The organism is [Borrelia] finlandensis, from assembly GCF_030438365.2.
GTDB lineage: Bacteria > Spirochaetota > Spirochaetia > Borreliales > Borreliaceae > Borreliella > Borreliella finlandensis.
The window spans coordinates 15368-40062 of sequence record NZ_CP179481.1 but is presented as its reverse complement, the minus strand read 5'-3'; the positions used below and the strand labels follow the sequence as shown (position 1 = coordinate 40062).

Sequence of the window (24695 nt, the reverse complement as noted above, 5' to 3'; positions counted from 1 at the left end):
AGGATTTAATATGGAATTATTTGATGAAAATTATTATGCAAAAGCCGTGGCTAATATTATAGGGGAAATTAAAGATCCTATAATGTATAAATGGTTTTTACCCGATCAAATTGAAGATGTTGATCTTCAAATGGGCTACCAAAGAACTGTAAAGTGGGACGCGTTTTTAAATGCTAATCCTACAACAATTGCTAATGAAGTTAATACTATTTCAACTATTGGATTTAGTTCTGAAGTGGTAAGGTTTAATTATTTAAAACTGCAATACAAGTTTAGACATTTAAAGCAGGCGTCTGAAAAATTTTACACCTCAGACTCGTATATTGGCGACATTAATAATAATTTATTGCCGTTTAATCAGGCCTATAAGCTTACAAGCAGTGAAATTATCAAACTTATTAATCATTTTGTACTAACTGGGACTGTTTCAATTCAAAAAGATGGAAAAAATCAAAAACGACTACTTCCTAATATGTATGGACTACTTAATATGCCTCATCAAGTAAAAGAAGACGTTCAACATGGTGATAAGGATAAGATGGATAAAATATTTGAAAAAATTGAGGCTGGACTTTCAAAGTTAGAACTAGGAGACGAATTTTCTACACCTATGATGGTAATAGTCGATCCCTCAACTTCATTAAAATTGGTAAAACCATATGCAGCGGTTCAAGGTCCACCAATGAGCTGTGAAAAATGGGAGGATGCTTTGATCCAAACTATTAAGGCTATTAATAACAGAGAAGATGTCTACATTGAAACTTCAAACTTACTAAAACATCAAATACTTATTTATCCATTAAACCCAACACTTATTAAGTTTAAACCTAGTAAGTATATGCTACCTACACCGAATGAATAAGTGGATAAAGACTCAACCGACATTGCTCATTCATACATTGATTTTGTTTTAGGCGGTCTGCTTGCTACTAAAAATACTATTTTGCAAGTCCACATTAAGCAAAGCTAATCACCAAGGCAAGTAAAAATGAGTGAACAAAAAGACTTGCAAACACAAGTTCAAAATGAAGAAGAACTTTTAGCAACAAAACTTCATTCTGAAGTGTTATTGCTATTGGGTATAGACGAATTTGCACTAAATAGGCAAAATTTTCTACTTCATTTATCTTTACTTCAAGCTATTTTAGTGACTCGTGGTATTGATGCTAGTTCGCTGACATATGAACAAATATTTTTGCTTACATTTTACCATATGGGCTGTCAATTAAGAAAACAAGGAATTGTTCGATAATTTGAATTTGAAAGGATCAAAAAAGAGAAGTTTAATGAACTTGAACTTGATTATTATCCTAGTAATAGTGGAGATGAAGAAAGTGGTGGAGATAATTTTAGATCAAATAAGAACTTTTGCTCACAACTTGATGCATTTTTAGAGAAACTAAAAAGAGAAACTTCAACTCCATCTTGTGTGGGGGTTGTCTAGTGAATGGTGTTAGAAAAAGACTATCAGATATGTCTTTTTGTATGATTAACGCCTTTAAGGATCCCAGCCCCTTAAGGTTTTATAAAGGCAATGTTGTAAAACTTGAAAATGACGATTCTTATCAAAGAATATTTGACAAGAATAAATACACTGAATTTATCGGAATTATTTTTGATATAAAACCACAAGAACTTGCGATGCTTTATGACTCCAATATATCTGATATTAGGGGGTATTCTAAGCTATACACATATCAAGACCTTGACTATGAACTAAAATACCGAATATCAATTGCAGATTCAGTTTACTTTGAAATATTTAGCATTGATTCTTCAATCGGATACTTCACTCTAGTCTTAAAGGAATTTGTATGGACAAACTAGAATTTAAAATTGAATTAGAAATTGGTTGGTTCGGGGGGCGTTCTAATATTGCTAGAATGCACGAAAAGGGAAGTAGTAATTTACCAGCAAGAAAACATTTAACCAAAATTGCTAGTAGTACTGAGTTTAGAGAATATATCAACAATAGCTATATAAATTCTAAGTTTAATCTTGATCCTCAATTAGGAATGCACGCTATTGGACAAGCTTTTATAAGGTACTATGAAAATTACCTACTATCAGCACAAGTTGCTCCAGTCTTAAAGGCTAATACAATTGCAAGCAATTTAAAAAAGGGTAGTAGCACTGCATCAATTCCACTTGTTGATACATCTAAAATGTTATCAGAGATTACTTATAAGGTAACACTTGAATGACTATTACTCTAGACATGATATTAAATCATTTAATTTTAATATTTAAAGGCTTTAAGACCTATGCAACTGAAAATAATTTTGAGTGTGATATCATAAATACTTACAATAATCCACACCTTTCAAAAATTACAACTACTAGCCCCAATATAATAGCATTGAAATTCGATGGCACAGAAAATCTATTTGACCAAAACTCTAAAACTGGTACATTCTATGAAAATGCTTTGGAATTTAGTGTAAATTTTCAAATATATATTATTGCAATAGTGTTAAACGCTAAAGATTTTGACGCCAATTCACGTATGCTAATACTTTATGGTATGCTTAGCGATTTTCTGCATAATAAATCCCATAAATATATTCTACCAAGTCTACAACCCAAATATTTAAATAAAATTAACTTTTACATTTACCCAACATCTAATATGCAAACAGTTGGACTAATTAATTTAGACACAAAATATAGCAACCATGCATACAGTGTATCTGTAGCATTCAATGCTAGTGTAAAAGCAATCGAAATTTTAAAGGAGGAATACCAAATTGCCGCAAGATACAATTAGTGTAAGTTTAGTTGACTCTAGAATTCACGTTAGCAGACCCAATTACTATAATCCAATTTTAGTTTACAAAACAGCTAAAATTAAAATTAATAAAGATAATACTAACTTTAAAATATTGAATTTAACTGTTAATAACTATGAATAACAAATTGAAACTTTAGAAAAAGATAATGGAAATGGAGAACTGCAGTTTGGAAAAGAAAAAACACTATTACAAACCTCAATGTCTGATTTTTTTAATTCAAGTGCAGAATCATTAAAATCGGCTGTTCTTTTCATTTACAAGGATAAGTTCTTAATGAAACTGGTCTTGATGGTATGCCTGCCTTTAAAGAGGGTGTTGATCTTGCTGGAAGTTCAATAGACGAGCTTTTCACTTATCATTATATAAAAAATGAAGCGATTATTGAGCTTATCAGAGTTTGGAATAAAAACAATAGACAAAACAGCAAATTATTTGCACTGCAACTTAGTGGCGCTAGAGACAATACATATACTTCAGCAATTGAATGTCTTCTTAAAAGGTTTATCGACAGGGGACTGATTATAGAGTATAAAAACTTAAACCTTATCCTTTCTCCTACACCACAACTTAAATTAGAACTTAGTGTGAATATTACTTATAACTTTAGCATTAATGCTGTTGCTTTATTAATTACTACTCAAGATATAGTTGATTATCAAAATAGTTTAAGCGCATAAGGAGTGTAAAATAATGAAATTTTATGATTTAAGAGAAGTTTATTTTTCAATAGGTGGTAGACAACTACATAGTGGCAAGTTAGAGCTTACAAGTGAACCCACAACAAGAGCAGTGGTTAGTAGTGAAGATAAAGGTATGCCCGTAATAAGCTTAAGAGATCCCAAAACGATAACTTATATTTTCAATATTGAAGTTACACTGGGTAGCCATGACTACATTTTGTTAACCGAAATCTCGGACGAACAGTTTTACAACATGGACGTGAGTAAATACGATAAAATGCTTGATTTAGTATTTAATGATAGAATTGCTACCAAAATTATTTCTAATTATGCAATTTTTACTGAGGAACCAGCAAGAAATTATTCTGCAGAAGCTGAAAAAGTTACTTTTGAAATTAGAGCTATTAATTGCCAAAAAACTAAACCAAATAGAACTTAAAAGGAGAATCTTATTATGATCATGAGATATAAAATGAAAATTTTAACTAAAAACAAAACCTATGAATATCCACTTAGAGTGCTTCCAGTCTATGAATGGGATAAAGTTCTAGGATTTAATCAAAGTGACGCTGTTTTTAAGCTTAATGAGGTTAAATACTTAAGAGAAATCACAAGCTTAATGATAAGTCCAAAATTTTTAGACGAATTCTATGTGATTTTGGATCAAAATAGAGAATTTACTTCCTATTACAAAGATTATCTTGTTGCAATAATTTACACTGCACAATTTAATACTTTTCACATAGACAATGATCTAAAAAAACCCGCTTTAGTATATTTGAGTGAATATGAAAATAATGTTGGTGATTTTGTTACTTTTGAATACATAGATGAAAATTTTGATTATGAAAAAGTAGCCACTTCGCTTACATTAATTACATCAAATTCTAATGAACTGGTTGCTGAATGAGCAAAATAAATAGAGATATTGATAAAGCTATTACAAGTCTTAATGAGACTAGAAAAAAATATTTTAACTTGCTTGACGAGATAAAGAACGACAAATACTATTTTCCAGTAATCATGCATATTTGCTCATACGATTCGGTAAAGAAATTGACTTATGATGAGCTTTTAGAGGTCAATAGACTTGCTGAGATTAAATTAGAAAAAGAATTGTATGAATTAATTCTAAGTAAATGGGGGCTTAGTGAGCGACAAATTCACCATTAAATTTAAGGGGATTCTTGATCATACTGCAACAAAAAAGGCTATCGAACAAGATATTACCAAAATGGAAAAATATCTTAAACCTAGAAAATCTAGTTTAAGTAGTACTAAAGATATTGTAAAAAATAATTTGTCGGACAAGAAAAAAGAACTTAGTAGACAATCTAAATTTGAAAGCTTAAGAGAGCGTGTTGAAAAATATAGACTTACACAAACTAAAAAACTTATAAAACAGGGCATGGGGTTTGAGAAAGCTAGAAAAGAGGCTTTCAAAAGATCTTTAATGTCTGATAGAGACAAAATACGCCTTGAGTATAAAGAACTTGCAAAAGAATCAAAAGCAAAAAGTAAAATGTTAGCGACCTCTCAAGGAAAAGGACTTGTTGCCAAAATTGCAATAGGTAGTGCCCTAGGGAATATCATTAGCAACGCTATGAGTAAAGTTGGAGGAGGCCTTTTAGGTTTTGCTAAAAAATCGGTTGAAGAAGACACTAAAACAAAAAGAACACAACTTCTCAATAAAGCGTTTTATGATAATCCAGAAGAGAAAAAGAGTCTTTTGGGGGTTCTTGGCAGAATGAAAGGTTTTGAGCGCGATTTAGAAAAAGAAGAGTTTCTACATTAAGCAAGTGCCTTTAAGGGCACTCTAAGGGAGGACTTAGATAAGTTGAATTCAACTAATTTGAAAAACGCAGTAGAATTTGCAGCTATGCTTAAATCCAGTGGTGCTATGAGCAGTGAAGATGCTGTAAAAGCTGTTAATAGTATTCTTGGGGGCGAAGGAAATGAGCTTTTTGATCTACTAAAAAAATCAAAGGTTGGCGATAAATACATAGAAGATGCCAAAATGGCTTGGCAAAGCGGGGCTGAAGTAGATCTAGAATCCAGAATTACCAAGATGATGGAAATGTTCAAGGATTTTAAATCTTTTAGCCTTACAAAAGAAGCCAATACTACTGAGGGTATTCAGAGTAATTTGGCCTCAGCTGAGCAAACTCTTTCAGACATGACCACTACTGTTTTAGAGCCATTACTTAAATTCATTAAAATGCTCACTAATTACTTTAACGGCTTTAACGTTTCAAACACACGTTGTTGAAACTTTTTTTAAAGGACTAAAAAGTCTTTTTGCAAGTTGCCATATGTTGGTTGGGCTTTTGAAGACAATTCTCCTCCTAATCCACCTAAACCCAATCCAATAAATAGGGAAAATTCAGATGATATTAACAACGCCCCATAATTTTTATAAAAAAATAATTGCTTATGAAGAATAATAATAAAGATATTCTCAATAAATCTAGCAATAAAGAAATGTCGCCTGGAGAGATTTTTCAATTAGTAAAAGATGTAACAACTCAAATATTTTCTCTTTTTGGAGCAGACAACTTTTTAGTGCTATTCCCAAGACTTGACCTTAGAGGTTTTGGATATGTTCCTCAATTGTTTTTTATAAAACCAAAAACTGAGCTTATAACGCGAACTTACAATACTAGTTGCTCTAAAAGACCGATTATCAACTATTATAATAGAAAAGCAGAATATGTAAGCTACAATCCCGTAATGACCGGTGAACATATCTCATTAAACGGAGGAGTACTTACATCCTTATATAAGGAAATGCTTTCTCCACTCAAAATGACTGCTTTTGGCAATTCTATGCTACGCTTTGACGCTCATCTAGTAAAAGAACAATTAGCAAACAGACTGCAAGCTCAAGTTCCTTTTAGTGTATATAGTCCAACTTTTGGCCTTAAAGAGTTGACCATAATTACAAGCTTTCTTTTAAGGATACTCCTTGGATTGATGAGGTTGAGGTTAGCCTATCAATGGAAATAGTAAAAACATTTGTATTAGAAAAATATAAAGGATAGTAAATGCTGCTACTACAATATGATTTTAAAATTGAGTTCTACAATGTAGATAAATCAAAAAAATCAATTGATGGGATTCCTTTTCCCGAAGAAATTCCTAAAATTATTATAAATACACAAGATGGAATTCATGTTGATATTTCCATATCCAACGTGTATTCAAATATTCATACTATAAGTTCCAAACAAGCAAAAGTTATACTTTGGAACTTACCCTTAAACTTCACCGACCATATTAAATTCGGAGATATAGTAAAAATACATTATAAGAAATTTGCTCATGAAAAAAATTTTGATTTCATAATGGCGGGAACTTTAGGGCCCCCAATGAGCACTGATTATCCCGGTGAAGATTTTAGTGTAGAGCTTGATGTTCGTTTATTAACTAAAAGCAACTTCTTCAATCGCAAATTAGAGAACAAAAACTTCAAAGGCAAGACGGTGCAAGAAGCAATAGAATCTGTATTTCCCAATCGCAATATCCTTAATATGGATGAAAAAGAACGTCTTAAAATCACTGACAAAGATATTTATGCCTCAACGCCAAAAGAGTTTATTGACAAAATAAAAGGGAAATATGTTCATAACGTAATAGCCGATATTGGTACTGGCTTAAGGGGATATGAATGCTATCTGATATTTACTAATTATAAAAAAGGGGAAAAAATGTTCACTACGAGGCATTAGAAGATTATGGCCTTGAGTTTATCCCACAACAAGAAATTACTTTGGGCACCACACTCAAAATAAATCTTATTTTTTGGAACGCCAAAACATTTTATACACATAAGTTAAACGTTGGCGATAAAGTTTCATTTATTGATGGATTAGGTAAAATGATAAAAACCACCATAAAAGAAACAAGCGCAAGGCTTAGCAACACAGGAGAATGTTCATTAATACTTAAGTTAGAAGATGATTCTAATAAAACACGTAAAAAGTAAGGGGACTAGAATGAGCGAAGACTATGAAATTTACAGAATGAATCAACGCCTTTATGGCCAGGCATTGGCTCAAGAAGACATAAAAAATTGGATTTATTCAAACATTTTCATAATTAAAATTGGTGTAGTAAAATCTTTCAAAAAAGAACCTCAAGAATCCGTAGTTACAATACCCGAATTTGAAGATTTAGAAGTTCACACAAAAAATATATCTAATATCAGCTTAAAACTATCAAAAGGTGATGCTGTTTTACTACTCCAATCAAGCGTTAATATTTTTGATAAAAATAACGATATTCATTTTGACAAAAATCATTTTTATATACTTAGTGCAATTAGCCCAAAGACTTTAAATCTAATATCTGATACTGTTAAAATCAAAACAAATACAATTGAAATAGCTAACCAAACAACCAGCTTAAAAAAAATTTTAGACAATATTGTAAGTGCTATTAACGGTATAACTATAATAGGAGACTCAACTATTAACTATGCAAGCCTAAGAGCTGCAACTTCTAGAATTACTGCTGATATTAATAGTTTGTTTAAGTAATTTTTGCTAAATATGGTATAATTACTAGTATGGATTTAAAATTAGGAAATAATTTTGAATTGGTATTTAATAATGATATATCGCTTGTTAATGGAATTGACGAACAAAAACAAAAATTGTTTATATTCCTAAAAACCTTAAAGGGGAGCCTAAGTTATGCTCCTAATTGGGGACTGGACTACTTTTTACTTTTAAAACTGTTAAAAATTAACAATCTTCACGCTGTAAAAAATTATTTTCACGAAATATCTAAAGAACTTAACTTAGATTTAATAAACATTTCAACTACTATACAAGCCCACAAAGTGCATATATCCTTTTTTTTCTCTGGCGATGTTTTGAATATGGAGTTTAATTTATGAGCATGGTTTTTGATTCTGATTTTGGCATTTTAAAACGTACAATTAAAGATATCGTAAGATCGAAAAGAGAATATTTGCGTGTAAATTATGGTATTAATATTGATGATAATCAAAGCTCAATTTACAACATTATTACATCTTCTTTAGCATTAATTGAAGAAGATGTAATTAATGAGCTTAATCTCTTTTTTTCTAAAATGAGGCCGGGTGGTACCTATTGGACTGCTATTGAAGACCACATTTCTTCCAAAAGCACAACTTACAGTGCAGTTAAATCCGCTTTACCTAATCTTGATGGGGTTGAGCACACTAATATCAAAAGTTCAGCTGGAAAAGCCAATATATATCTAATTTTAAAAGAAGATTTATTAGACACTAGTAAAACTAATATTAGCAATTCTAAATTTAAAGCAAAACTTTGGGAAACATTATATCTAACAACTCCTAGTGGTACTTTGCTTGAGGGAAGTATAGAAATTGATGGTCTCAATTCAACTGAACAACGTAAATCCTATAAAATATCCCTCGGAAAAAGAAAATATGTTTATATGAAAGTAAAGTACAAACTTGATCTTAAAAACTATCTTTACTTAAACATAGACTCTCAAATTAGAAATATATATTCTAGAATTATTTCAAATAACTATTCTGATATGGGGATTAGCTTTGAATATCAAGACTTTTTTGCTCCTGTTAATGAAGTAAAAGGGATTAAGTCTATAGAAATTAAAGCTTGCGCTAAAGATGCAGATACCGAAAACATTTCAAGCATTACTGAAAGCGATTTTAAAAAAAATGAAGATATTGCCATTGATGATGATACACTACTACTTTTTAATATAACGGATCGCTTGCTTATTGACATTGATAGTTGATAAATATGAAAATACCCATTTTTTTCAAAGACACTGAAATTCATAAGTTTATACTTACAGAAAATGAATATGCACAAAAACTGCTTAATGAGCTTAAGGCCCTCAATTCTAACTTTATCTCCATTGATGCAAAAGAAAATATAAAATCAAGATATATTGCTATATGGATATCTCAAGTCTTATCAATTTTCTATGCACAAACTCAAACTTTAAAAAGCATTACAAGCAATATTAATGGTGTTATTTTTGCTTTACGTCATATTGGTACTGATGAATCATTTAGACTGATTTTTAAAGCGTTTTTGAATGTGGATATTGCAGTTACTACACCCCAGGCTGGTGTTATTAATATCTCACTAAAAGGGGCAATAAGAACAAATTTACTACATTTATTTCTTCAAACACTGCAAAAGGCAAAAGGCCTAAAAAAATACTCATTAGAAAAAAGAAACCTGGATACTCTGCTTCCAAAAAAGCGTTAGTATTTAACTCCCTTCCTAAGGGGTATGACCATTCAATTTACGCCTTTATCAAAAGGATTATTCCCATAGGTAGAGTACTAAAAATTAATGATAAAGATGGTACAAATATTATCACTTTTAACAACTAGGAGGCTTAATGTCTGAAGAAGAAAAATTACTAATTGATGAAGAAGAAACGGTTCAAATTAAAGACTTAAATAGAGTAAGTGATGTTAAAAACACTGATCTTTTACTACTTGATGATGGAGTTGCAAGCAGCAACGCCATTACTTATGAAAACTTTTTAAAAACAACTAAAGATAAGACATTTAAAGGTGAAGGACTAAGCTATTTTAAAGAGATGATTAAATCTACAATTGCTGAGGAGCTCGCAGCTGATACAAGTTTTGTAAAAAAAATTTACAATAAAATAATAAACAAGCTAATTAATAATGATACTACTAATATCTCCAACCTTTTTAGCAAAATTAAATCATAACTTACAAATAGTATAACTTCGGCGACGCTATCTAGATATGATAATCTTTTAACAATGTCTTCAAACACTATTCAAAAAACTCCCGTTCCAAAACAATTACTTGGAGTACCATTCGATTTTTCCTATGGGAGCAAACCTACAGGAACTATGCTTTATCCGCATGAATATAAGAATAAAAGAATAGTTATTAATATGGAAGACAATGATACTGTAACTCTTTATTTTTACAAAAGTGACGATGATAATCCTATTTACCTTGATATTGAGATTGACATAACACACAATTATAGCAGAACAAATAAAAGATTATATCTAAAGTATTCCAATGAATCTCAAGGAAATCTGGTTTATCAGCATACTAACGCCCCCAGCCAACAGCGCATGAGAATTCCTATATATAAAGGATGGTATATCCAAAAACAATCCTACTTAACAGGAAGCCAGGTTCCATATCTTTTAAAACTGTAAACTTTTTTAGCAAAAATTAAGGTTTTGGTATATAATATACATATAAAAATAAAAAATTAAAATCGAGGATTAAAAAATGGATACTATTAAAATAACTGAACTTCTTATCAATTTAAACGAAATTAAACTTATAGCCGTAATGATTTCGTAACAGTACTAGTTCTAGGAGTGTTAATTCTTCTAAAGCCTTTACTAAAAGACATATTATCTATACTAATAAGCAAGCTTTTTAAAAATGGTAATGGCAATAATCATATTAAAAAATGAGATTAAATGATGAAATTATCTAAGGATAATCTTGAATTCGGACTTACATCTATATCAAAACTTATTGACATATTTTCTAAATTTGAGGATGAATTTGATCCTATTGCACATAAAGGATTTTCTTTGATTTATGAACTATATACCCATTACACATTAATCTATAAAGAAAATATGTAAAGGATTGATAATGCATTAAGTCCAACAATAGCTAAAACACTAGCTCCAATAAATGAAAAAATCAATGCATTAATTGATCTGGTTAATTCTAACGAAAAAAATCTAAAAATATCTAATAATCTAAAATTCAACCTAGAAGGAAAACCCATCTACCAAGAGGAAATAAATAATGCAAAATAACACTATCGGTTTGGGACTTGATTTACTATCCAGCTTAACCAACATAGCTAAAACTAATACAAACATAGATCATAATTACATCAATACTTTTAGCAAAGTAATAGATTTTTTCTACAAAACATATATTGGAACACTAAAATCTATGGAAACAGCCGAATCAATGAAAATATTTGAAGAAATACAAGACATTTTAAAATACAATATTGAAATAATAGAGGCTATTTCTAGTGATAAAAATAAAAAAATTATCACTTCACTTAAAGCAACACGTAACAAAATTATGAAAGAATATATCAAAATACTTAAAAGAGGTGAAAATGCTTAAAAGATTGCATTGTCTACTAATTGCTTTGCTACTATGTTGCACCACTATTGCCAACCTACCAGAAGAGCCAAAACCGCCAATTATTCCAACACTAAAATCTTTAGCTAAATATGAAACACAACTTTCAGAGTATGTTATTTACCTAGTAACATTTTTAGCTAAAACAAAAGTTAAAGTTAATGATCTAAATTATCCAGAATATCCTTATCCAGACTTATCAACACTAAAAGACGAACACTCCATAACTGCGGTAAGACATAATATCAACATATATTTAGAGTACATTAAAAAAACAAAACCAATAGCGGGAAAAGTCTATAATAAATATTCCCAGTTAAAAATGTAAATTACAAAAAGGTTTTTCTTGCAAGAAATTCTATTTTACATATAAAAATCTCTAAAGCCAATTAATCTAAAATAGTGTATAATATGACTATAAGGGAAAATTTTATGGAAACAGTGTCAACAAATATTGCAAGTGTAACTCAAGAACAAATATATAAAGAATTTATTAGACTGGGCATGGAACAACTAATAGCACAAGATTTATCTAAAAGATATTATCACAATGAGCTAACATATAGAGATTTAGAAAATTTAGAAAAACAATTTGATATAAAATTTGATAATCTTGTTTCTAAAATAGATAATGCCAAAAGTGAACTTAATACCAAGATAGATAATGTAGAAAAGAATTTACAAAAGGATATATCTAATTTAGACATCAAGATTGATGCCGTAGAGAAGAATTTACATGTTAAGATTGATGCTATTAAAAGCGAACTTAATACTAAGATTGACAATGTGGAAAAGAATTTACAAAAAGATATATCTAATTTAGATACTAAGATTGATAATGTAGAGAAGAATTTAAATGCCAAAATAGATACTGTAGAAAAGAATTTAAACACTAAAATAGACAATGTTGAAAAGAATTTAATGTCTCTTTCAGAAATGCTTAAATGGGTATTGGGAATCATGGGAGCAATGTCTATCACAATGATAGCGGGGCTAATATTTGCTTTCATTTCTAAATAGCTACTACCTCACTTAAAGAATATCAATTCAAATAATAATTGTTTATCCAATATTTAGTATTAATAATTGATTAAGTGAATATTAATAATAAAAAAAGGAATAACAATGAAAATTATCAACATATTATTTTGTTTATTTTTACTAATGCTAAACGGCTGTAATTCTAATGATACTAATACTAACCAAACAAAAAGTAGACAAAAACGTGATTTAACCCAAAAAGAAGAAGTACAACAAGAAAAACCAAAATCTAAAGAAGACCTGCTTAGAGAAAAGCTATCTGAAGACCAAAAAACACATCTTGACTGGTTAAAAGCCGCTTTAACTGATGCTGGAGAATTTGATAAATTTTTAGGATATGGTGAAGATAAAATAAAATCTGCACTTGATCATATAAAAAGTGAGCTTACTAGCTGTACTGGAGATAATGCAGAAAATCAAAAAACCACTTTCAAAGAGATAGTTAAAGGTGCCCTTAAAGGGGGTATAGATAATTTTGAAAATACTGCAAGTAGTACGTGCAAAAATTCATAATATATAGCAGCCCCCAAATAGGGGGCTTTAATATTGCTATGCTGCAAATATATAATTAAATTGTCTTTCTTTTTTCAACATGCAAAAGAATTTTAATACTTTTGTTTTATAAACATCCCGATTATCAGACATAAATACTTTAAGCTTATTTAGATCATCAAATCTATTAGTTTTATTGAAATATTTTTTTAGAATATTTACCCAATATTCTATACTCTTAAGTTCAGCATTCTTTTCAAAAAGATCTTCTAAAGCATCATCATTATCAGTACATAATGTCCGAATAAGAGCATTTATATTATTTTTTTCTTCACCTTCATTTACCCAATTTTTTATATTAAACAGTGCGTCTCTAAAAATTTCATAGCAATAAGCCTTGCCAGATTTCAAGTTTTTATTAAAGCTGTTTAGTTGATTTTTTTCTTGATTTATGTCCCTTTTTTGTTCTTGCTTTTGATTAACACCAACTTGCTTGTTAGACATAGAATTTACGTTTTCATAATTATTGTAAAAAGTAATAGCTGATCCAACCAGTTGTGGTACTGTATTTACAACATTTTTAGACCCGCTTTCATTGTTCCATTGTAAGTTTTCTGTAAGCATTGGTGTATCAAAAGAAAATTCATATCCAGTACTTGTACTGTAAAATGTGGTCCTAATAACATGCTCTTTTTGACCATCTACAAATTTAGATATTGGATATTGCTCAAAATCAAGCTCTAAATTGTGCTTATAAATAACGTTTTCAATTTCTTCTACTATTTCATTGAAATTCTGATATTTGTATCCATATCCTTTAAGACTTTTATCAATCCCTGGTAAATTCATTTTTAGGGTTTTCATATCTTTTCTGAAGCTTATTTTTGCTTGAATATTATTTTGTATTTCTTGATTATTATTGTTTGAAAGATTTTCCATCTTTTTACTCCTGTTTTGAATTAATAAATATAAGTATTTAGCAAAAACTATTTTTGCTAACTTTTTTACAAAAATTTTTACAAAAAAATAGGGCTTAGCTAAATTCTCTATTGTCTACTAAAGAAATTAGTTAAGCCCGTGCTAAAAATTTTTTTGCAAATTCAAAACAGGTAGTTAAAACTGAAAAATGTTCAAATAACTACGCTGTTTGTAGTGTAGCCCAATTTTAAATTAAAATCAATTTGTATTTTTACTAAATTATAAAAAGTATATTAATTTAACAAAATTAACAATTAAAATTTAATATTTTTTTAGAAAAGTATTTACTTTTAAATCAAAATTTTGCATAATTAATATTAATTATTAATAATTCAAAACAGGAGAAAAAACATGGAAGGTTTTTCAAATACCACAAAAAGTACAACTTGTCGCAACAAACACCAACATAAATTAATATCTCTTACTTCAACACTAGATTATCTAAACAAAAAAGATAAGAAATACACGCAACAAAACATACTTTATTACTTTAATGAAAATCTAAAAAGAAATGGTCTAGCTCCCACTACGTTAAGAACAATGCAAAACTATCTTTACAAATTAGAAAAAGTATTAAAAGTTACAACTAATTACTACCAACACTTAGGAGTAAATTGTGGAACTGAAATTTACTATAAACTAAAGTATCCTAAAAAAGAGTGTTACCAGAAAATCAACAAGTACTTTAAAGAACGAAAAAACTCTAGATTTAGATCTAGAGTCAATAACCATTTTAAAGACAATGTTTCCAAAAATAGTAGTGTAAATTCAGTGGGGTGTTTAAGTAATAAAAATAATATAAAAGAAGAAAAAAAGATTAAAGAAATAGAAAAATATCAACTAAGAAATTATTTCAATAATTGTAACTTTAAAACAGCAGCTGCTCTTTCTATTTTGTATTTAAATACTGATAAAGATACGAAGATTGAGGCAATAAATATCTTAAAACAAAATGAAATTGCCCTAATAAAAAAATTCAATATAAAAAAATCTTGCATGAAAGAAAAACAAAAAAAATTAAAAGAAATTCTATACAACACTAGGAAAGAATTAGAAGAAAACGGGTACAATCCCAAACAATTAGAAATAAATTTACAAAAAGTATACGAAAATTACAAATATAAGCCCCATTTTATTATTGAAAATTATAAATATAGCGATTTAAACAATATAAAGCGTAAATTAGAAAAGTCGATTGAAATAAAAAAAGAAAATTCTCAACAAAATTATCAAAATTTAAAGGAAAATATTTTCAATATCCTTATTGAACAACTAAAAAAAGAAACAAATATTGAAATTCTAAAGCCAATTATTAAAAAATATTTGAATAACCAAAAGAAAATAGAATACAATAAAGTATTTGGTATATATAATCTTGAATTATCAGAAATAATAAAAAATGAAAAAAATTCTTTAACCACAGAAGAATTTAGCATAAAGGCCGTATGAGGATTTAACATGGAAAATGCACCAGAACCTATTGAAACTGTAAAAAAAGGCAAATGTAAAGTTGAATGCCAAAATAAAGAACGTTTTATTTTGATTGAAAAAGAAAATGGTAAAGCAATGTACCATACAAAAATAATGATGGACATTTACAAATTTGGAGTATATGAGAAAAAACACGAATTTAGATTATCATTGAGGGCCTTATTTAATGGAGAAAGAATTGTTGAAGAAACTCATTTATACCCAATTAAAGAAGGAGATAAGTTCATTGGTATTTTTTATGGTTATAGAAAGCCGATTAAAAAGCCGTTAATAAAGTATCAAATAAATGGGACTAGAAAAGCATATGCATTAGCAAGGGCATATTATATGGAATTTAGATTTAAAGCCGGGAGTGTTTTTTGCTATTTTAAGGGGCTATATCGTTTATTAGATAAAAAAAGAACAAATAATCACTACAACAAAGTTTTATTTAGTATGTTTACAGATTTAGAACAACAAGTATATAAATTTTATGGGAAAAAATATCCGGAACAAGGACCGTTAATAAAATGGATAATAAAAAACCTAAAATAATAACAATTGCGTCAATCAAGGGCGGTGTTGGTAAAAGCACAAGTGCAATTATATTTGCAAATTTGCTGGCCCAAAAATATAAAGTATTATTAATAGATATAGATACGCAAGCCTCTACTACTAGTTATTTTTATAAAGAAATTGCAAGTCAAAAGATTAATATTGTAAGCAAAAATATATACAGAGTATTGAAAGAAAAATTAGATATAAATAATGCAATTATAAATATTAAAGACAATTTAGACTTAATACCAAGTTATTTAAATTTACATAAATTTTCAAGCGAGTTTATTCCCCTTAAAGAATTGAGATTAAAGGACAGCTTAATTTTTTTAAAACAGGATTATGATTACATAATAATAGATACTAATCCAAGTCTAGATTTTACTTTATCCAATGCTTTAATGACTAGTAATTGTATAATAGTTCCAATGACAGCAGAAAAATGGGCAGTAGAAAGTTTGGATCTATTAGAATTTTATATAAAAAAATTAAGAATAAAAATCCCAATTTTTATTCTTATAACAAGGTTTAAAAAAAATAATACGCATAAAGAGCTATTAAAACATGTTAGGTCCAAAAAAGGATTTTTAGGGATCGTGCATGAAAGAGAAGATTTAAATAGAAAAATTACTGGGAATGATGAATTTGATATGACTAAAGATTATATCGAAGAATACAAAGAAGCAGTATCAAAATTTTTTAATATGTATGAAAAATATATTATAAAGAATTGTTCAGTTCCTGAACAATTCTAAAGTAGAGGAGATTTTTTATGAAAATAGAATTAAACAAAAGAGTTTTATCAGAAGAAATAGATCCTGATATTGAAAAAAAAATTGTTACCAATGAAGATGCAATTATTCATTATAATGCCTTAAAGGATAGATTGAGAGCAAATTTTAGAAAAGAAATATTTCATAAAGTGGACAATATTAGAATTTTAAAAGAAATAAAAGATAACGAATACTATAAACTCGATGGATATAAAAGTTTTGATGCTTTTATTAAGAATTACAATATAGCAAAGACACAGGCTTATGCTTATTTAAAATTAGCAGCTGCTTTACAAGAGGGGATTCTTAAAGAAGATTATTTAATAGAAAATGGTATTCAAAATTCTCTTGAGCTAATACAAAATAAAGAAAGTTTAACATTCAAAAAATCAAAACAAAATCCAATAAAACCACTAAGATTTCAACTTAAAACTCAAGAAAGTTATGATTTTTACAAAAACAATGCTAAATTTACAAGTTTTATGATGCAGGATATTTTTGAAAATCAAAAAGATTGGATTAATAAGCTGTTAAAAAAGTATAAACAACTAAAAGGATAATATGGAGATTTTATGAATAGTTTGACTTACAGAACATACAATATAGAAAGTATAAAAAATGAGTTTTTAAAGATAGGATTTAGTGAAGAGGCAATAGATTTTGTTTTTCTGCATAATGATAATTACAACTTTGAATTTTTAAAAGAAAAATTAATTAATGTAGAAAAGAATTTACAAAAGGATATATCTAATTTAGACATTAAGATTGATACTGTAGAAAAGAATTTAAACACTAAAATAGACAATGTTGAAAAGAATTTAAATCTAAAAATGGATGGCTTGAATATCAAAATAGACAATGTAGAAAAGAGTTTAAATCAAAAACTTAGCATGGGTAACAGATTAGTACATTTTATGATAATAACAGCAGCAATTCTAGGGCCAATTTTGAATGCCCTATTTATGAAATATTTACAAGGTGGCAAATAATAATGTATTGTAAAATTTGATTTTTTAAAATGGTACATTATAATATTGATGAAGAGTATTATCAATTAACACTTAATTTTTGCTTTTTCATAAATTAGAACTTATTTGAATTTTTTAACAAGAGAATTTAAATAGGTTCTTTTATTTTAACAAATACAAATTGATTTTAATTCTAAATTAGAATATATTCAATGATTGAAAAGCTTATTTAAATTATTTTAATAAGCAAATTTGATTAAACCCTAACTTTATTAAAATAATTTCTGTAAAAAGTTGTCAAAAATAGTTTTTGTTATGTATACATATACATATACATATACATATACATATACATATGTATGTAAATAGCTAAAAAATTTTATTACTATCAAAACAATCCAATCAAGTTGGGTTTAGCTAAGTTCTTAGATAAGAGAATTTAAATAAACCCAACTATTTTTTTGTAAAAAAGTTGGCAAAAATAGTTTTTGATAAATACTTATATTTATTAATTCAAAACAGGAGTAAAAAGATGGAAAATCTTTCAAACAATAATAATCAAGAAATACAAAATAATATTCAAGGAGATCTCAAAATGATAAGTGTTAATCAACAAAGTTTTACTGGATGCGAAATATTTGAGGAAAAATCTTCTCCCATTAAAGAAAAAAGTAAATTAAGCAAAATAGGTAAAAAATTACCAGGAATAAGTAGTAAAGAGTGTTTTAGATTTGACCGCAATCAAGATTTTAGTCTTCAAAGAAACAAGCTAAATGAATACGGAGCTAGTGAAGTAGGCAATATTCTAATTGGTGGTGCGGGGCTGAAAGATTTAATGATAAACAGAGTGCTTAAATATTTTGATATGAGTCTACCTTTTGAAGAGAATTTATATATGCTCAAGGGCAAAGAGTTAGAGAATTTAGGATTTAGAGAATTTGTTAAAGCATGCGGTGATAATATTAATATTTTATATAAAAACAAATATGCCAATGGAGTTGATAAGTATAACTATTTTAAAAAAATAGGCAGTTCAGAAACTTTAGTTGGCTCAACAATTGATGGCTGGTTTATCAATAATAATGGCGATTTAGAACTATTAGAAATTAAAAGTAGCGACTCTAATTATATGAGTAGTGCTATTGCTGAGTACAATAAAAATGGCAATTTTTTAAGCAGTAAATATTTTTTCAAATATTATGTACAAGCACAAATACAGCTAGCATGCACTGGGCTTAAGTATTTTAATTTGTTCTTTTTAATAGATGCTGCACCAATTAACTGTAAGATTAAAAGAGATGAGGCCTTAATATCAAAAGTGTTTGAATTTGTTAATAAATGTGAATTAGAAATTATAAATTTGAAAAAAGATATTTATAGTAACCATAGAGAGGAATACTTAATGGCACATAATTTTAACGAGGATACGTTTATAAAACTTGTTGAAGATTTAGTAGAAAGGAGTGATTTTTATAGTTCTGGAGTTGAGTTTGATTGGGCAAGAGAATTTATAGTATATGTTGATTGTGCAGATCTTGAAATTAAGGATAATCAATCTGCTGAAAATCTTGCGTATGATTTAATGGAGATTGATGGTCTACAAAAAGAATTAAATAGAATCCAAAACGAAAATAAAAAAAGAGAAAAGCCCATTAAAGATAGGTTGAAGATGCTAATTTACAATATTACAAATACATATCCACTAATTGAGCAGTTAAATTATAAATTTGGAGAGTTTGTGTTTACTCTTGACCCTAAGAAAAGGGCAATATCAGATAGATTAAAGGGACTACTACCAACAAGTGGTACAGTATTTTTCCCTAGCAATATAGCATTTGCAAATAGTGTTAGTGTCCCCATGTGAATGGGTGCACTAAAAAATTAAAAAAATAAATTTAATATAGGAGGATTAATTAATGCTTATGAATAAAATAAAACAAGATAATAGAACTTTACGCCCAGAGATACAAAGGTGGGGCTGTTACTTTTTGTGTCTACATTATTATACAAGTCTATTTAAGAAACGTGAATTTAATGCTTATGAGATAAATGCAGCGTATTATAGATTTATAGGACTTGGATATATTAAGAGCAATTGTTTTATTATAAATCCATGTATGATACTTAATTACTACGGAATTAGAAGTAGTGTGAGATATGAGTCTTTAAATTATTTAGGTGCAGCCAATGAATTTGAAATAAGCGAAGTTAAAATTGACAAGGTTAATGGATATCACTTTATAGCAATAAAAAATAAAGAAATATTATATGATTCACTTGACTTGAAGCCTCGTGGAAAAATATTTAAAGTAACTTCAAAGCGTATATTTAAACTGAAATAGCTTTACTAAAGCTTAAGGCACTTTTTAGCACATTTATAAGCTTGAATTTTATTAGCAGAAGATAGGCCGTAGATATTATCAATTTCATTGGTTGAAGAATATTTCATAAGTTCTTTAATTTGAAAAGAATTGTAGCCGTTAGATTTCAAATTTGAAATAAATAAGTTTCGACACAAATGGAGAGATTTATTTACACGAAACCCCGACTTTTTAAGAAGATTTTTAAATTTATTAGAAATATGGATAATGCTAATTTGGTTGTCTTTAAACTTATGTTTGGATTTTTGAAAAAAATAAGTACGTCTTGTATCAAGATTTTTCTCATTAAAATGATTTTTGTGTGCTGTTTGGATAGCCTCGAACTCTTCTGAGTTGATAACAATTTCTCGAATGCAAGTGACATTTCTTTTTTTTGATACATTTACTTTTATGTTGTATAAAGTTTTTCCGGTTTTGCTTAAAAAAGTTGAAATATCTTGCATTTTTACTTTTTGCAGTTCGGCACCCCTGCACCCACTTATTGCAAGTAAATGTAAAAACCAGCCAGATATTGGATCAGTTTGTTTAAGAGTTTTGATGCATTTTCCAATTAGTTTGCTAATTTTTGGGGTCAAATAAAATTTAGGAGTTAGTTTTGAATTTTTTTTCTTACGTTTAGGTGAATTTTCTAGTGATTTAAGAATTTTATTTTCATTTTCTACTTTTTCATAGTTTTGAAAGAATTTGCGCATAAAATCTATGTTGAAATTATTTAAATTAAAATAATTATTAGTGTCCATAAAATCCTCTCCTTTGAGGAGTTACTTTTAAATTAAGTAAAAGCAATAAAAATTAATTAAAAATGTAATTTATATTTTATCAAAAATAAAAAATTTTAGTCAAATTTAGAGTGTTCTCATTGCATGCGAAATTTGGATTGTAGGGTGGCTGTGATAAACAGAAGTGTTAATTTTTAAGGGGTGGACTTAAGAAAGATAGAATACTTTAAGTGATATATAGCAAAGACTTTGAAATTTAATTTGTATGTGTTTTGTAGTCTTTTGTAATGAGCCGGGCATTTGCAATGGAGAGATTTTGGGGAGTTGGTTAAAATTACATTTGCGTTTTGTTAATATGTAATAGCTGAATGTAACAAAATTATATTATATATTTAAATCTTTAAAATATTGCAATTATTATGTATTGTGGTAAGATTAGAACTTATGGAGAGCGTTTATGAATAAGAAAATAAAAATATTTATTATTTGTACTATTGTTGTGCTGATAAGTTCTTGTAAGAATTATCATGTAAGTAGTAAAGATTTAAAACAAAATGTAAAAGAACAAATTAGGGGATTTTTAGATACAAAAGAAAGAATTGTTTCAGATGATCCAACAGTATATGAAGTAGCAGAAAAATTAAAAGAAGAAGAATTAAAGGGTAAAAAAGAAAATAAAGAAGATGTTAATTTAGAAAATAAAGAAAAAAAAGAAGATTCTAATAAGAATGATTTAAAAGATGATAAAGTATTAAAACCCGAGCTTGAGCCTATGGCTTTAAAAAACAAAGAACCAAAATTAGAAATAGCAGAAATATTAAAACCAGAATTACCCGAAATGCCAAAATTGCCAGTATCGGTGAAACCAGCAGTTAAAGAAAAAACAGAAGAAGAAAAAGCTAAAGATAGAGAGGCTGAAGATCTTAGAAGAAGAAGAAGAGAGAAATATGAAAAGGAAGAAAAAGCAAGATTAGAAAGACAAAAAGAAATAGAAGAAAGAAAGAAATTAAGAGAATCAGAATCAAGTGAAAATTTGCTTGAGGGAGTAACTAGAGTCAAAATTTCAACAGTCATAAAAAAGATAGACAAGATAATCAGTGATATTGATAGTATTAATCCAGAATCATTCTTTGAAGAAAGAAGTGAAGTATCTGGGAAAGAAGTTGAAGATAAAGTTACGGGCGCTGTTTATGATGATATTACTAGCACTAATTCAAGGGATAATTCTTTTTATTCTGAATTGGGCGACTACCTTGAAGAAGATGGACTTAAAAGTCTTCTTGACAAACTAGAAGAAGCTAGAACGGAATTAAGGGGTAAAATAAAAGAGGGCAAGGATAATAATGAAAAAAATAAAAATACTGTAATAATTAGTGATATTAAAGGAGATTTAGAAATATTAAAAGATTCTTTAAAAAAATTAAAAGAATATCTTCAAAGTAGTGGCAATAAAGAAGAAATTCAGAAAGTTGTAAAATGTTTAATTGATCCAGATAGTGATGATTGTATATAGTAAATGAAAAGAGTTTATTAAAAGATATTAAAGAATTCTCCATCTATAATTTCTATGGGATTTAGGTGGAGATGAATTTGTGAAGTAAGTTAAAATATAGAAACCAATAAATATAAACATATGTCAATAACTATTAGGGAATTAATAGTTTGTGTTAATAATTTATTAAGTTGCTTTACTATTTAGAGTAATAATTTGTCAATTTTGTTACTTTAGGAGCATGATCTTGAAAAAAGTTAAAAGATCTTTTGATGATTATGTTGCATACTTTAGAGAAGGGGCATTAAGTGATGGAGAAATAGCAGCTAAACTGGGAGTTTCTAGAGTAAATGTGTGGAGAATGAGACAAAAATGGGAAAGTGGAGAAACTTCTGTTAACGAGGATTCTAGAGTAACAATCAGTGAAGATACTTTTGAACACCTTTTATCACAAACCTTTAAACCAGAAGTTAACGCTAAGAAAGTTAGAATCGAATTGGATTTAGAGCGTGCTAATTTAGAATTAGGATTTATACGCGAATTTAAGCAATATTCTAGCTTTGAGCTTGCTAGTATGCTTTCTAAAATAGATGATTTAAGATTTAAAATTGATTCTTTATCTAAAGGATGTAATAAAAAAAATACAAAGTGTGTTAATGAAAATATTGAAACTTTGAAAAGCGAGCTTAATGACCTTATAAAGGAGTGTTCAATAAGAAAAATGGAGCTTTACTATGAATGTATGAGGAAACTTGCTGCTGTTCATGAAGCTGAAAGTAAAAGGAATTACAAAAGTAGCAAAGATCACAAGTGAACCTATATCAAACAAAACTTTTTACAATGCTACAAAAGCAATGCAAAAATCAGTTTGGAATTGACATATCTCAATTTGTAAAGCTAACAAATTCTTCAATTGATTTTGAGAAGTTTGAAGAAAAACAGTTAACTTTAAAGCAAAAGAATGTAATAAAAAGCATTCAAAAGAATAATGTAAAGAAAATTATAATTAGTGGTGGTATAGCTAGTGGCAAAACATATCTTGCATGTTATTTTTTTCTAAAAAGTTTAATTGAAAATAAAAAGTTATATTCTAGTGATACTAATAATTTTATTATTGGGAATTCCCAACGCTCAGTTGAAGTTAATGTTTTGGGACAATTTGAAAAGCTATGTAAACTTCTTAAAATTCCCTATGTTCCAAGACATACAAATAATTCCTATATTCTGATTGATTCACTACGTATTAATCTATATGGTGGAGATAAGGCAAGTGATTTTGAAAGATTTAGGGGAAGTAATTCAGCACTTATTTTTGTTAATGAGGCTACAACTTTACACAAGCAAACTTTAGAGGAAGTCTTAAAAAGACTAAGATGTGGGCAAGAAACTATTATTTTTGATACTAATCCTGATCATCCAGAACGCTATTTTAAAACCGATTATATTGATAATATAGCGACCTTTAAGACATATAATTTTACAACCTATGATAATGTTTTTCTTAGTAAAGGATTTATCGAAACTCAAGAAAAGCTATATAAAGATATAACAGTATATAAAGCAAGAGTTTTGCTAGGTGAATGGATAGCAAGCATGGATTCAATTTTTACACAAATAAATATTACTGAGGATTATGTGTTTACTAGCCCAATAGCATATTTAGATCCAGCATTTAGTATTGGAGGGGACAACACTGCTTTATGTGTTATGGAGAGAGTTGATGATAAGTATTATGCTTTTGTATTTCAAGATCAACGACCAGCTAATGACCCTTATATTATGAATATGGTAAAGACTGTTTTAGAAAATTTCAATGTACATACACTGTATTTAGAGGATAGAGACGATACAAAAGGTTCTGGTGGATTGACTCGTGAATATATGAGGCTTAGGAGCAATATGAGTCAATATTTTAGAATTGCTCCAGTTAAGCCAAAGTCTAATAAATTTAGTAGAATAACAACTTTAATTACGCCTTTTACTTACAAAAAACCTTACATTACAAAGTACAGTAGTTCTTCTGTATTTAATGATATTTATGCTTATAAAGGGGATAACAAAATCCATGATGATGCTCTTGACGCAATATCCGCTGCATATTTGATATTATCTTTAGGATATAAGGAAAGAAATGTTCATTTTGGTAATCAAAGATTTTTGTAAATTTTTTTGACAAAAATA

General features: G+C 28.3%; 25 protein-coding genes and 10 pseudogenes. 33 read left to right on the top strand and 2 right to left on the bottom strand.

The features are described from left to right. Nucleotides 1-10: 10 nt before the first annotated feature. The 23 genes and pseudogenes from QIA19_RS05495 (at nucleotide 11) to QIA19_RS05385 (ending at nucleotide 13196) form a co-directional block, all read left to right on the top strand. Nucleotides 11-970 (top strand): annotated as a pseudogene (locus QIA19_RS05495) (hypothetical protein). An 18-nt stretch (nucleotides 971-988) separates the two neighbouring features. Continuing rightward, nucleotides 989-1444, top strand: a pseudogene (locus QIA19_RS05490) (DUF3890 domain-containing protein). Beyond that, nucleotides 1444-1827 (top strand): DUF1506 family protein, encoded by a 384-nt coding sequence (locus tag QIA19_RS05485; RefSeq protein ID WP_418905204.1) that lies wholly within the window; start codon nucleotides 1444-1446, stop codon nucleotides 1825-1827. The pseudogene QIA19_RS05490 and the gene QIA19_RS05485 overlap by 1 nt, the downstream one beginning before the upstream one ends. After that, the gene (locus QIA19_RS05480; protein ID WP_418905203.1) at nucleotides 1815-2204 is read left to right on the top strand and encodes a hypothetical protein; all 390 of its coding nucleotides are present in this window, start codon (nucleotides 1815-1817) and stop codon (nucleotides 2202-2204) included. The genes QIA19_RS05485 and QIA19_RS05480 overlap by 13 nt, the downstream gene beginning before the upstream one ends. Further along, a complete protein-coding gene (locus QIA19_RS05475) occupies nucleotides 2201-2767 on the top strand; it encodes a DUF764 family protein (RefSeq protein WP_418905202.1) in 567 nt (188 codons plus the stop codon). Before QIA19_RS05480 ends, QIA19_RS05475 begins: the two co-directional genes overlap by 4 nt. Next, nucleotides 2748-3469, top strand: a pseudogene (locus QIA19_RS05470) (DUF787 family protein). The gene QIA19_RS05475 and the pseudogene QIA19_RS05470 overlap by 20 nt, the downstream one beginning before the upstream one ends. A 13-nt stretch (nucleotides 3470-3482) precedes the next feature. Then, the gene (locus QIA19_RS05465) at nucleotides 3483-3911 is read left to right on the top strand and encodes a DUF1463 family protein (protein WP_418905201.1); all 429 of its coding nucleotides are present in this window, start codon (nucleotides 3483-3485) and stop codon (nucleotides 3909-3911) included. Between the two features lie 15 nt (nucleotides 3912-3926). Next, nucleotides 3927-4382 carry a DUF1473 family protein gene (locus QIA19_RS05460; RefSeq protein ID WP_418905200.1) on the top strand — a complete coding sequence of 152 codons (456 nt, stop codon included), beginning with the start codon at nucleotides 3927-3929 and terminating at the stop codon, nucleotides 4380-4382. Continuing rightward, nucleotides 4379-4645, top strand: coding sequence for a DUF1322 family protein (locus QIA19_RS05455; RefSeq protein WP_418905199.1), 267 nt, complete (start codon nucleotides 4379-4381; stop codon nucleotides 4643-4645). The genes QIA19_RS05460 and QIA19_RS05455 overlap by 4 nt, the downstream gene beginning before the upstream one ends. Further along, nucleotides 4623-5882 (top strand): annotated as a pseudogene (locus QIA19_RS05450) (DUF759 family protein). The gene QIA19_RS05455 and the pseudogene QIA19_RS05450 overlap by 23 nt, the downstream one beginning before the upstream one ends. Nucleotides 5883-5953: 71 nt before the next feature. After that, nucleotides 5954-6513, top strand: a pseudogene (locus QIA19_RS05445) (DUF792 family protein). A 3-nt stretch (nucleotides 6514-6516) separates the two neighbouring features. After that, a pseudogene (locus QIA19_RS05440) lies at nucleotides 6517-7457 on the top strand (DUF693 family protein). A 10-nt stretch (nucleotides 7458-7467) separates the two neighbouring features. Then, nucleotides 7468-8010, top strand: a complete 543-nt coding sequence (locus tag QIA19_RS05435; RefSeq protein ID WP_418905198.1) for a DUF777 family protein — start codon at nucleotides 7468-7470, stop codon at nucleotides 8008-8010. Between the two features lie 29 nt (nucleotides 8011-8039). Continuing rightward, nucleotides 8040-8372: a DUF2634 domain-containing protein gene (locus tag QIA19_RS05430; protein WP_418905197.1), complete on the top strand. Its 333-nt coding sequence runs from the start codon at nucleotides 8040-8042 to the stop codon at nucleotides 8370-8372. Next, entirely contained in the window at nucleotides 8369-9247 is an 879-nt protein-coding gene (locus QIA19_RS05425) for a DUF276 domain-containing protein (protein WP_418905228.1), read from the top strand. The genes QIA19_RS05430 and QIA19_RS05425 overlap by 4 nt, the downstream gene beginning before the upstream one ends. Nucleotides 9248-9252: 5 nt before the next feature. Continuing rightward, a pseudogene (locus QIA19_RS05420) lies at nucleotides 9253-9857 on the top strand (DUF735 family protein). Between the two features lie 8 nt (nucleotides 9858-9865). After that, nucleotides 9866-10675 (top strand): annotated as a pseudogene (locus QIA19_RS05415) (DUF685 domain-containing protein). A 76-nt stretch (nucleotides 10676-10751) separates the two neighbouring features. Next, nucleotides 10752-10942, top strand: a pseudogene (locus QIA19_RS05410) (BlyA family holin). A 9-nt stretch (nucleotides 10943-10951) separates the two neighbouring features. Next, nucleotides 10952-11299: pseudogene (locus QIA19_RS05405) on the top strand (BlyB family putative holin accessory protein). Continuing rightward, nucleotides 11289-11624, top strand: coding sequence for a BlyB family putative holin accessory protein (locus tag QIA19_RS05400; protein WP_418905257.1), 336 nt, complete (start codon nucleotides 11289-11291; stop codon nucleotides 11622-11624). Before QIA19_RS05405 ends, QIA19_RS05400 begins: the two are co-directional and overlap by 11 nt. Continuing rightward, nucleotides 11617-11970 carry a BBA14 family lipoprotein gene (locus QIA19_RS05395; protein WP_418905256.1) on the top strand — a complete coding sequence of 118 codons (354 nt, stop codon included), beginning with the start codon at nucleotides 11617-11619 and terminating at the stop codon, nucleotides 11968-11970. The genes QIA19_RS05400 and QIA19_RS05395 overlap by 8 nt, the downstream gene beginning before the upstream one ends. Nucleotides 11971-12074: 104 nt before the next feature. Beyond that, nucleotides 12075-12662 carry a Bdr family repetitive protein gene (bdr, locus tag QIA19_RS05390; RefSeq protein WP_418905255.1) on the top strand — a complete coding sequence of 196 codons (588 nt, stop codon included), beginning with the start codon at nucleotides 12075-12077 and terminating at the stop codon, nucleotides 12660-12662. A gap of 105 nt (nucleotides 12663-12767) precedes the next feature. Continuing rightward, the gene (locus QIA19_RS05385; RefSeq protein WP_418905254.1) at nucleotides 12768-13196 is read left to right on the top strand and encodes an Mlp family lipoprotein; all 429 of its coding nucleotides are present in this window, start codon (nucleotides 12768-12770) and stop codon (nucleotides 13194-13196) included. Between the two features lie 36 nt (nucleotides 13197-13232). Here the strand turns inward: QIA19_RS05385 and QIA19_RS05380 are convergent, their stop codons facing one another. Further along, on the bottom strand, nucleotides 13233-14114 hold the full coding sequence (locus QIA19_RS05380; protein ID WP_418905253.1) for an ERF family protein: 882 nt from the start codon (nucleotides 14112-14114) through the stop codon (nucleotides 13233-13235). Between the two features lie 390 nt (nucleotides 14115-14504). On the opposite strand from QIA19_RS05380, the gene QIA19_RS05375 reads away from it, so the two are divergent. The 7 genes from QIA19_RS05375 to QIA19_RS05345 all read left to right on the top strand — a co-directional run bounded on the left by QIA19_RS05375 (nucleotide 14505) and on the right by QIA19_RS05345 (nucleotide 20264). After that, nucleotides 14505-15602: a plasmid maintenance protein gene (locus QIA19_RS05375; RefSeq protein WP_418905252.1), complete on the top strand. Its 1098-nt coding sequence runs from the start codon at nucleotides 14505-14507 to the stop codon at nucleotides 15600-15602. A 9-nt stretch (nucleotides 15603-15611) separates the two neighbouring features. Then, nucleotides 15612-16178, top strand: a complete 567-nt coding sequence (locus QIA19_RS05370; RefSeq protein ID WP_010257938.1) for a DUF226 domain-containing protein — start codon at nucleotides 15612-15614, stop codon at nucleotides 16176-16178. Then, nucleotides 16154-16936 (top strand): ParA family protein, encoded by a 783-nt coding sequence (locus tag QIA19_RS05365; RefSeq protein ID WP_418905251.1) that lies wholly within the window; start codon nucleotides 16154-16156, stop codon nucleotides 16934-16936. Before QIA19_RS05370 ends, QIA19_RS05365 begins: the two co-directional genes overlap by 25 nt. Before the next feature lie 17 nt (nucleotides 16937-16953). Continuing rightward, nucleotides 16954-17514, top strand: a complete 561-nt coding sequence (locus QIA19_RS05360; protein ID WP_418905250.1) for a chromosome replication/partitioning protein — start codon at nucleotides 16954-16956, stop codon at nucleotides 17512-17514. Nucleotides 17515-17526: 12 nt separating this feature from the next. Continuing rightward, the gene (gene bdr / locus QIA19_RS05355; RefSeq protein ID WP_418905249.1) at nucleotides 17527-17943 is read left to right on the top strand and encodes a Bdr family repetitive protein; all 417 of its coding nucleotides are present in this window, start codon (nucleotides 17527-17529) and stop codon (nucleotides 17941-17943) included. 511 nt (nucleotides 17944-18454) lie between these two features. After that, entirely contained in the window at nucleotides 18455-19786 is a 1332-nt protein-coding gene (locus QIA19_RS05350) for a DUF244 domain-containing protein (RefSeq protein ID WP_418905248.1), read from the top strand. A gap of 52 nt (nucleotides 19787-19838) precedes the next feature. Next, entirely contained in the window at nucleotides 19839-20264 is a 426-nt protein-coding gene (locus tag QIA19_RS05345; protein ID WP_418905247.1) for a DUF261 domain-containing protein, read from the top strand. A gap of 5 nt (nucleotides 20265-20269) precedes the next feature. Here QIA19_RS05345 and QIA19_RS05340 read toward each other — a convergent pair whose 3' ends face one another. Beyond that, on the bottom strand, nucleotides 20270-21043 hold the full coding sequence (locus tag QIA19_RS05340; protein WP_418905246.1) for a site-specific integrase: 774 nt from the start codon (nucleotides 21041-21043) through the stop codon (nucleotides 20270-20272). Nucleotides 21044-21479: 436 nt separating this feature from the next. On the opposite strand from QIA19_RS05340, the gene QIA19_RS05335 reads away from it, so the two are divergent. From QIA19_RS05335 to QIA19_RS05325, 3 genes are all read left to right on the top strand, one after another. Then, nucleotides 21480-22535 (top strand): hypothetical protein, encoded by a 1056-nt coding sequence (locus QIA19_RS05335; RefSeq protein WP_418905245.1) that lies wholly within the window; start codon nucleotides 21480-21482, stop codon nucleotides 22533-22535. A gap of 226 nt (nucleotides 22536-22761) precedes the next feature. Next, nucleotides 22762-23328: a DUF603 domain-containing protein gene (locus QIA19_RS05330; protein ID WP_418905244.1), complete on the top strand. Its 567-nt coding sequence runs from the start codon at nucleotides 22762-22764 to the stop codon at nucleotides 23326-23328. Further along, entirely contained in the window at nucleotides 23325-24677 is a 1353-nt protein-coding gene (locus QIA19_RS05325; protein ID WP_418905243.1) for a PBSX family phage terminase large subunit, read from the top strand. Before QIA19_RS05330 ends, QIA19_RS05325 begins: the two co-directional genes overlap by 4 nt. The last annotated feature ends 18 nt before the right edge of the window (nucleotides 24678-24695 follow it).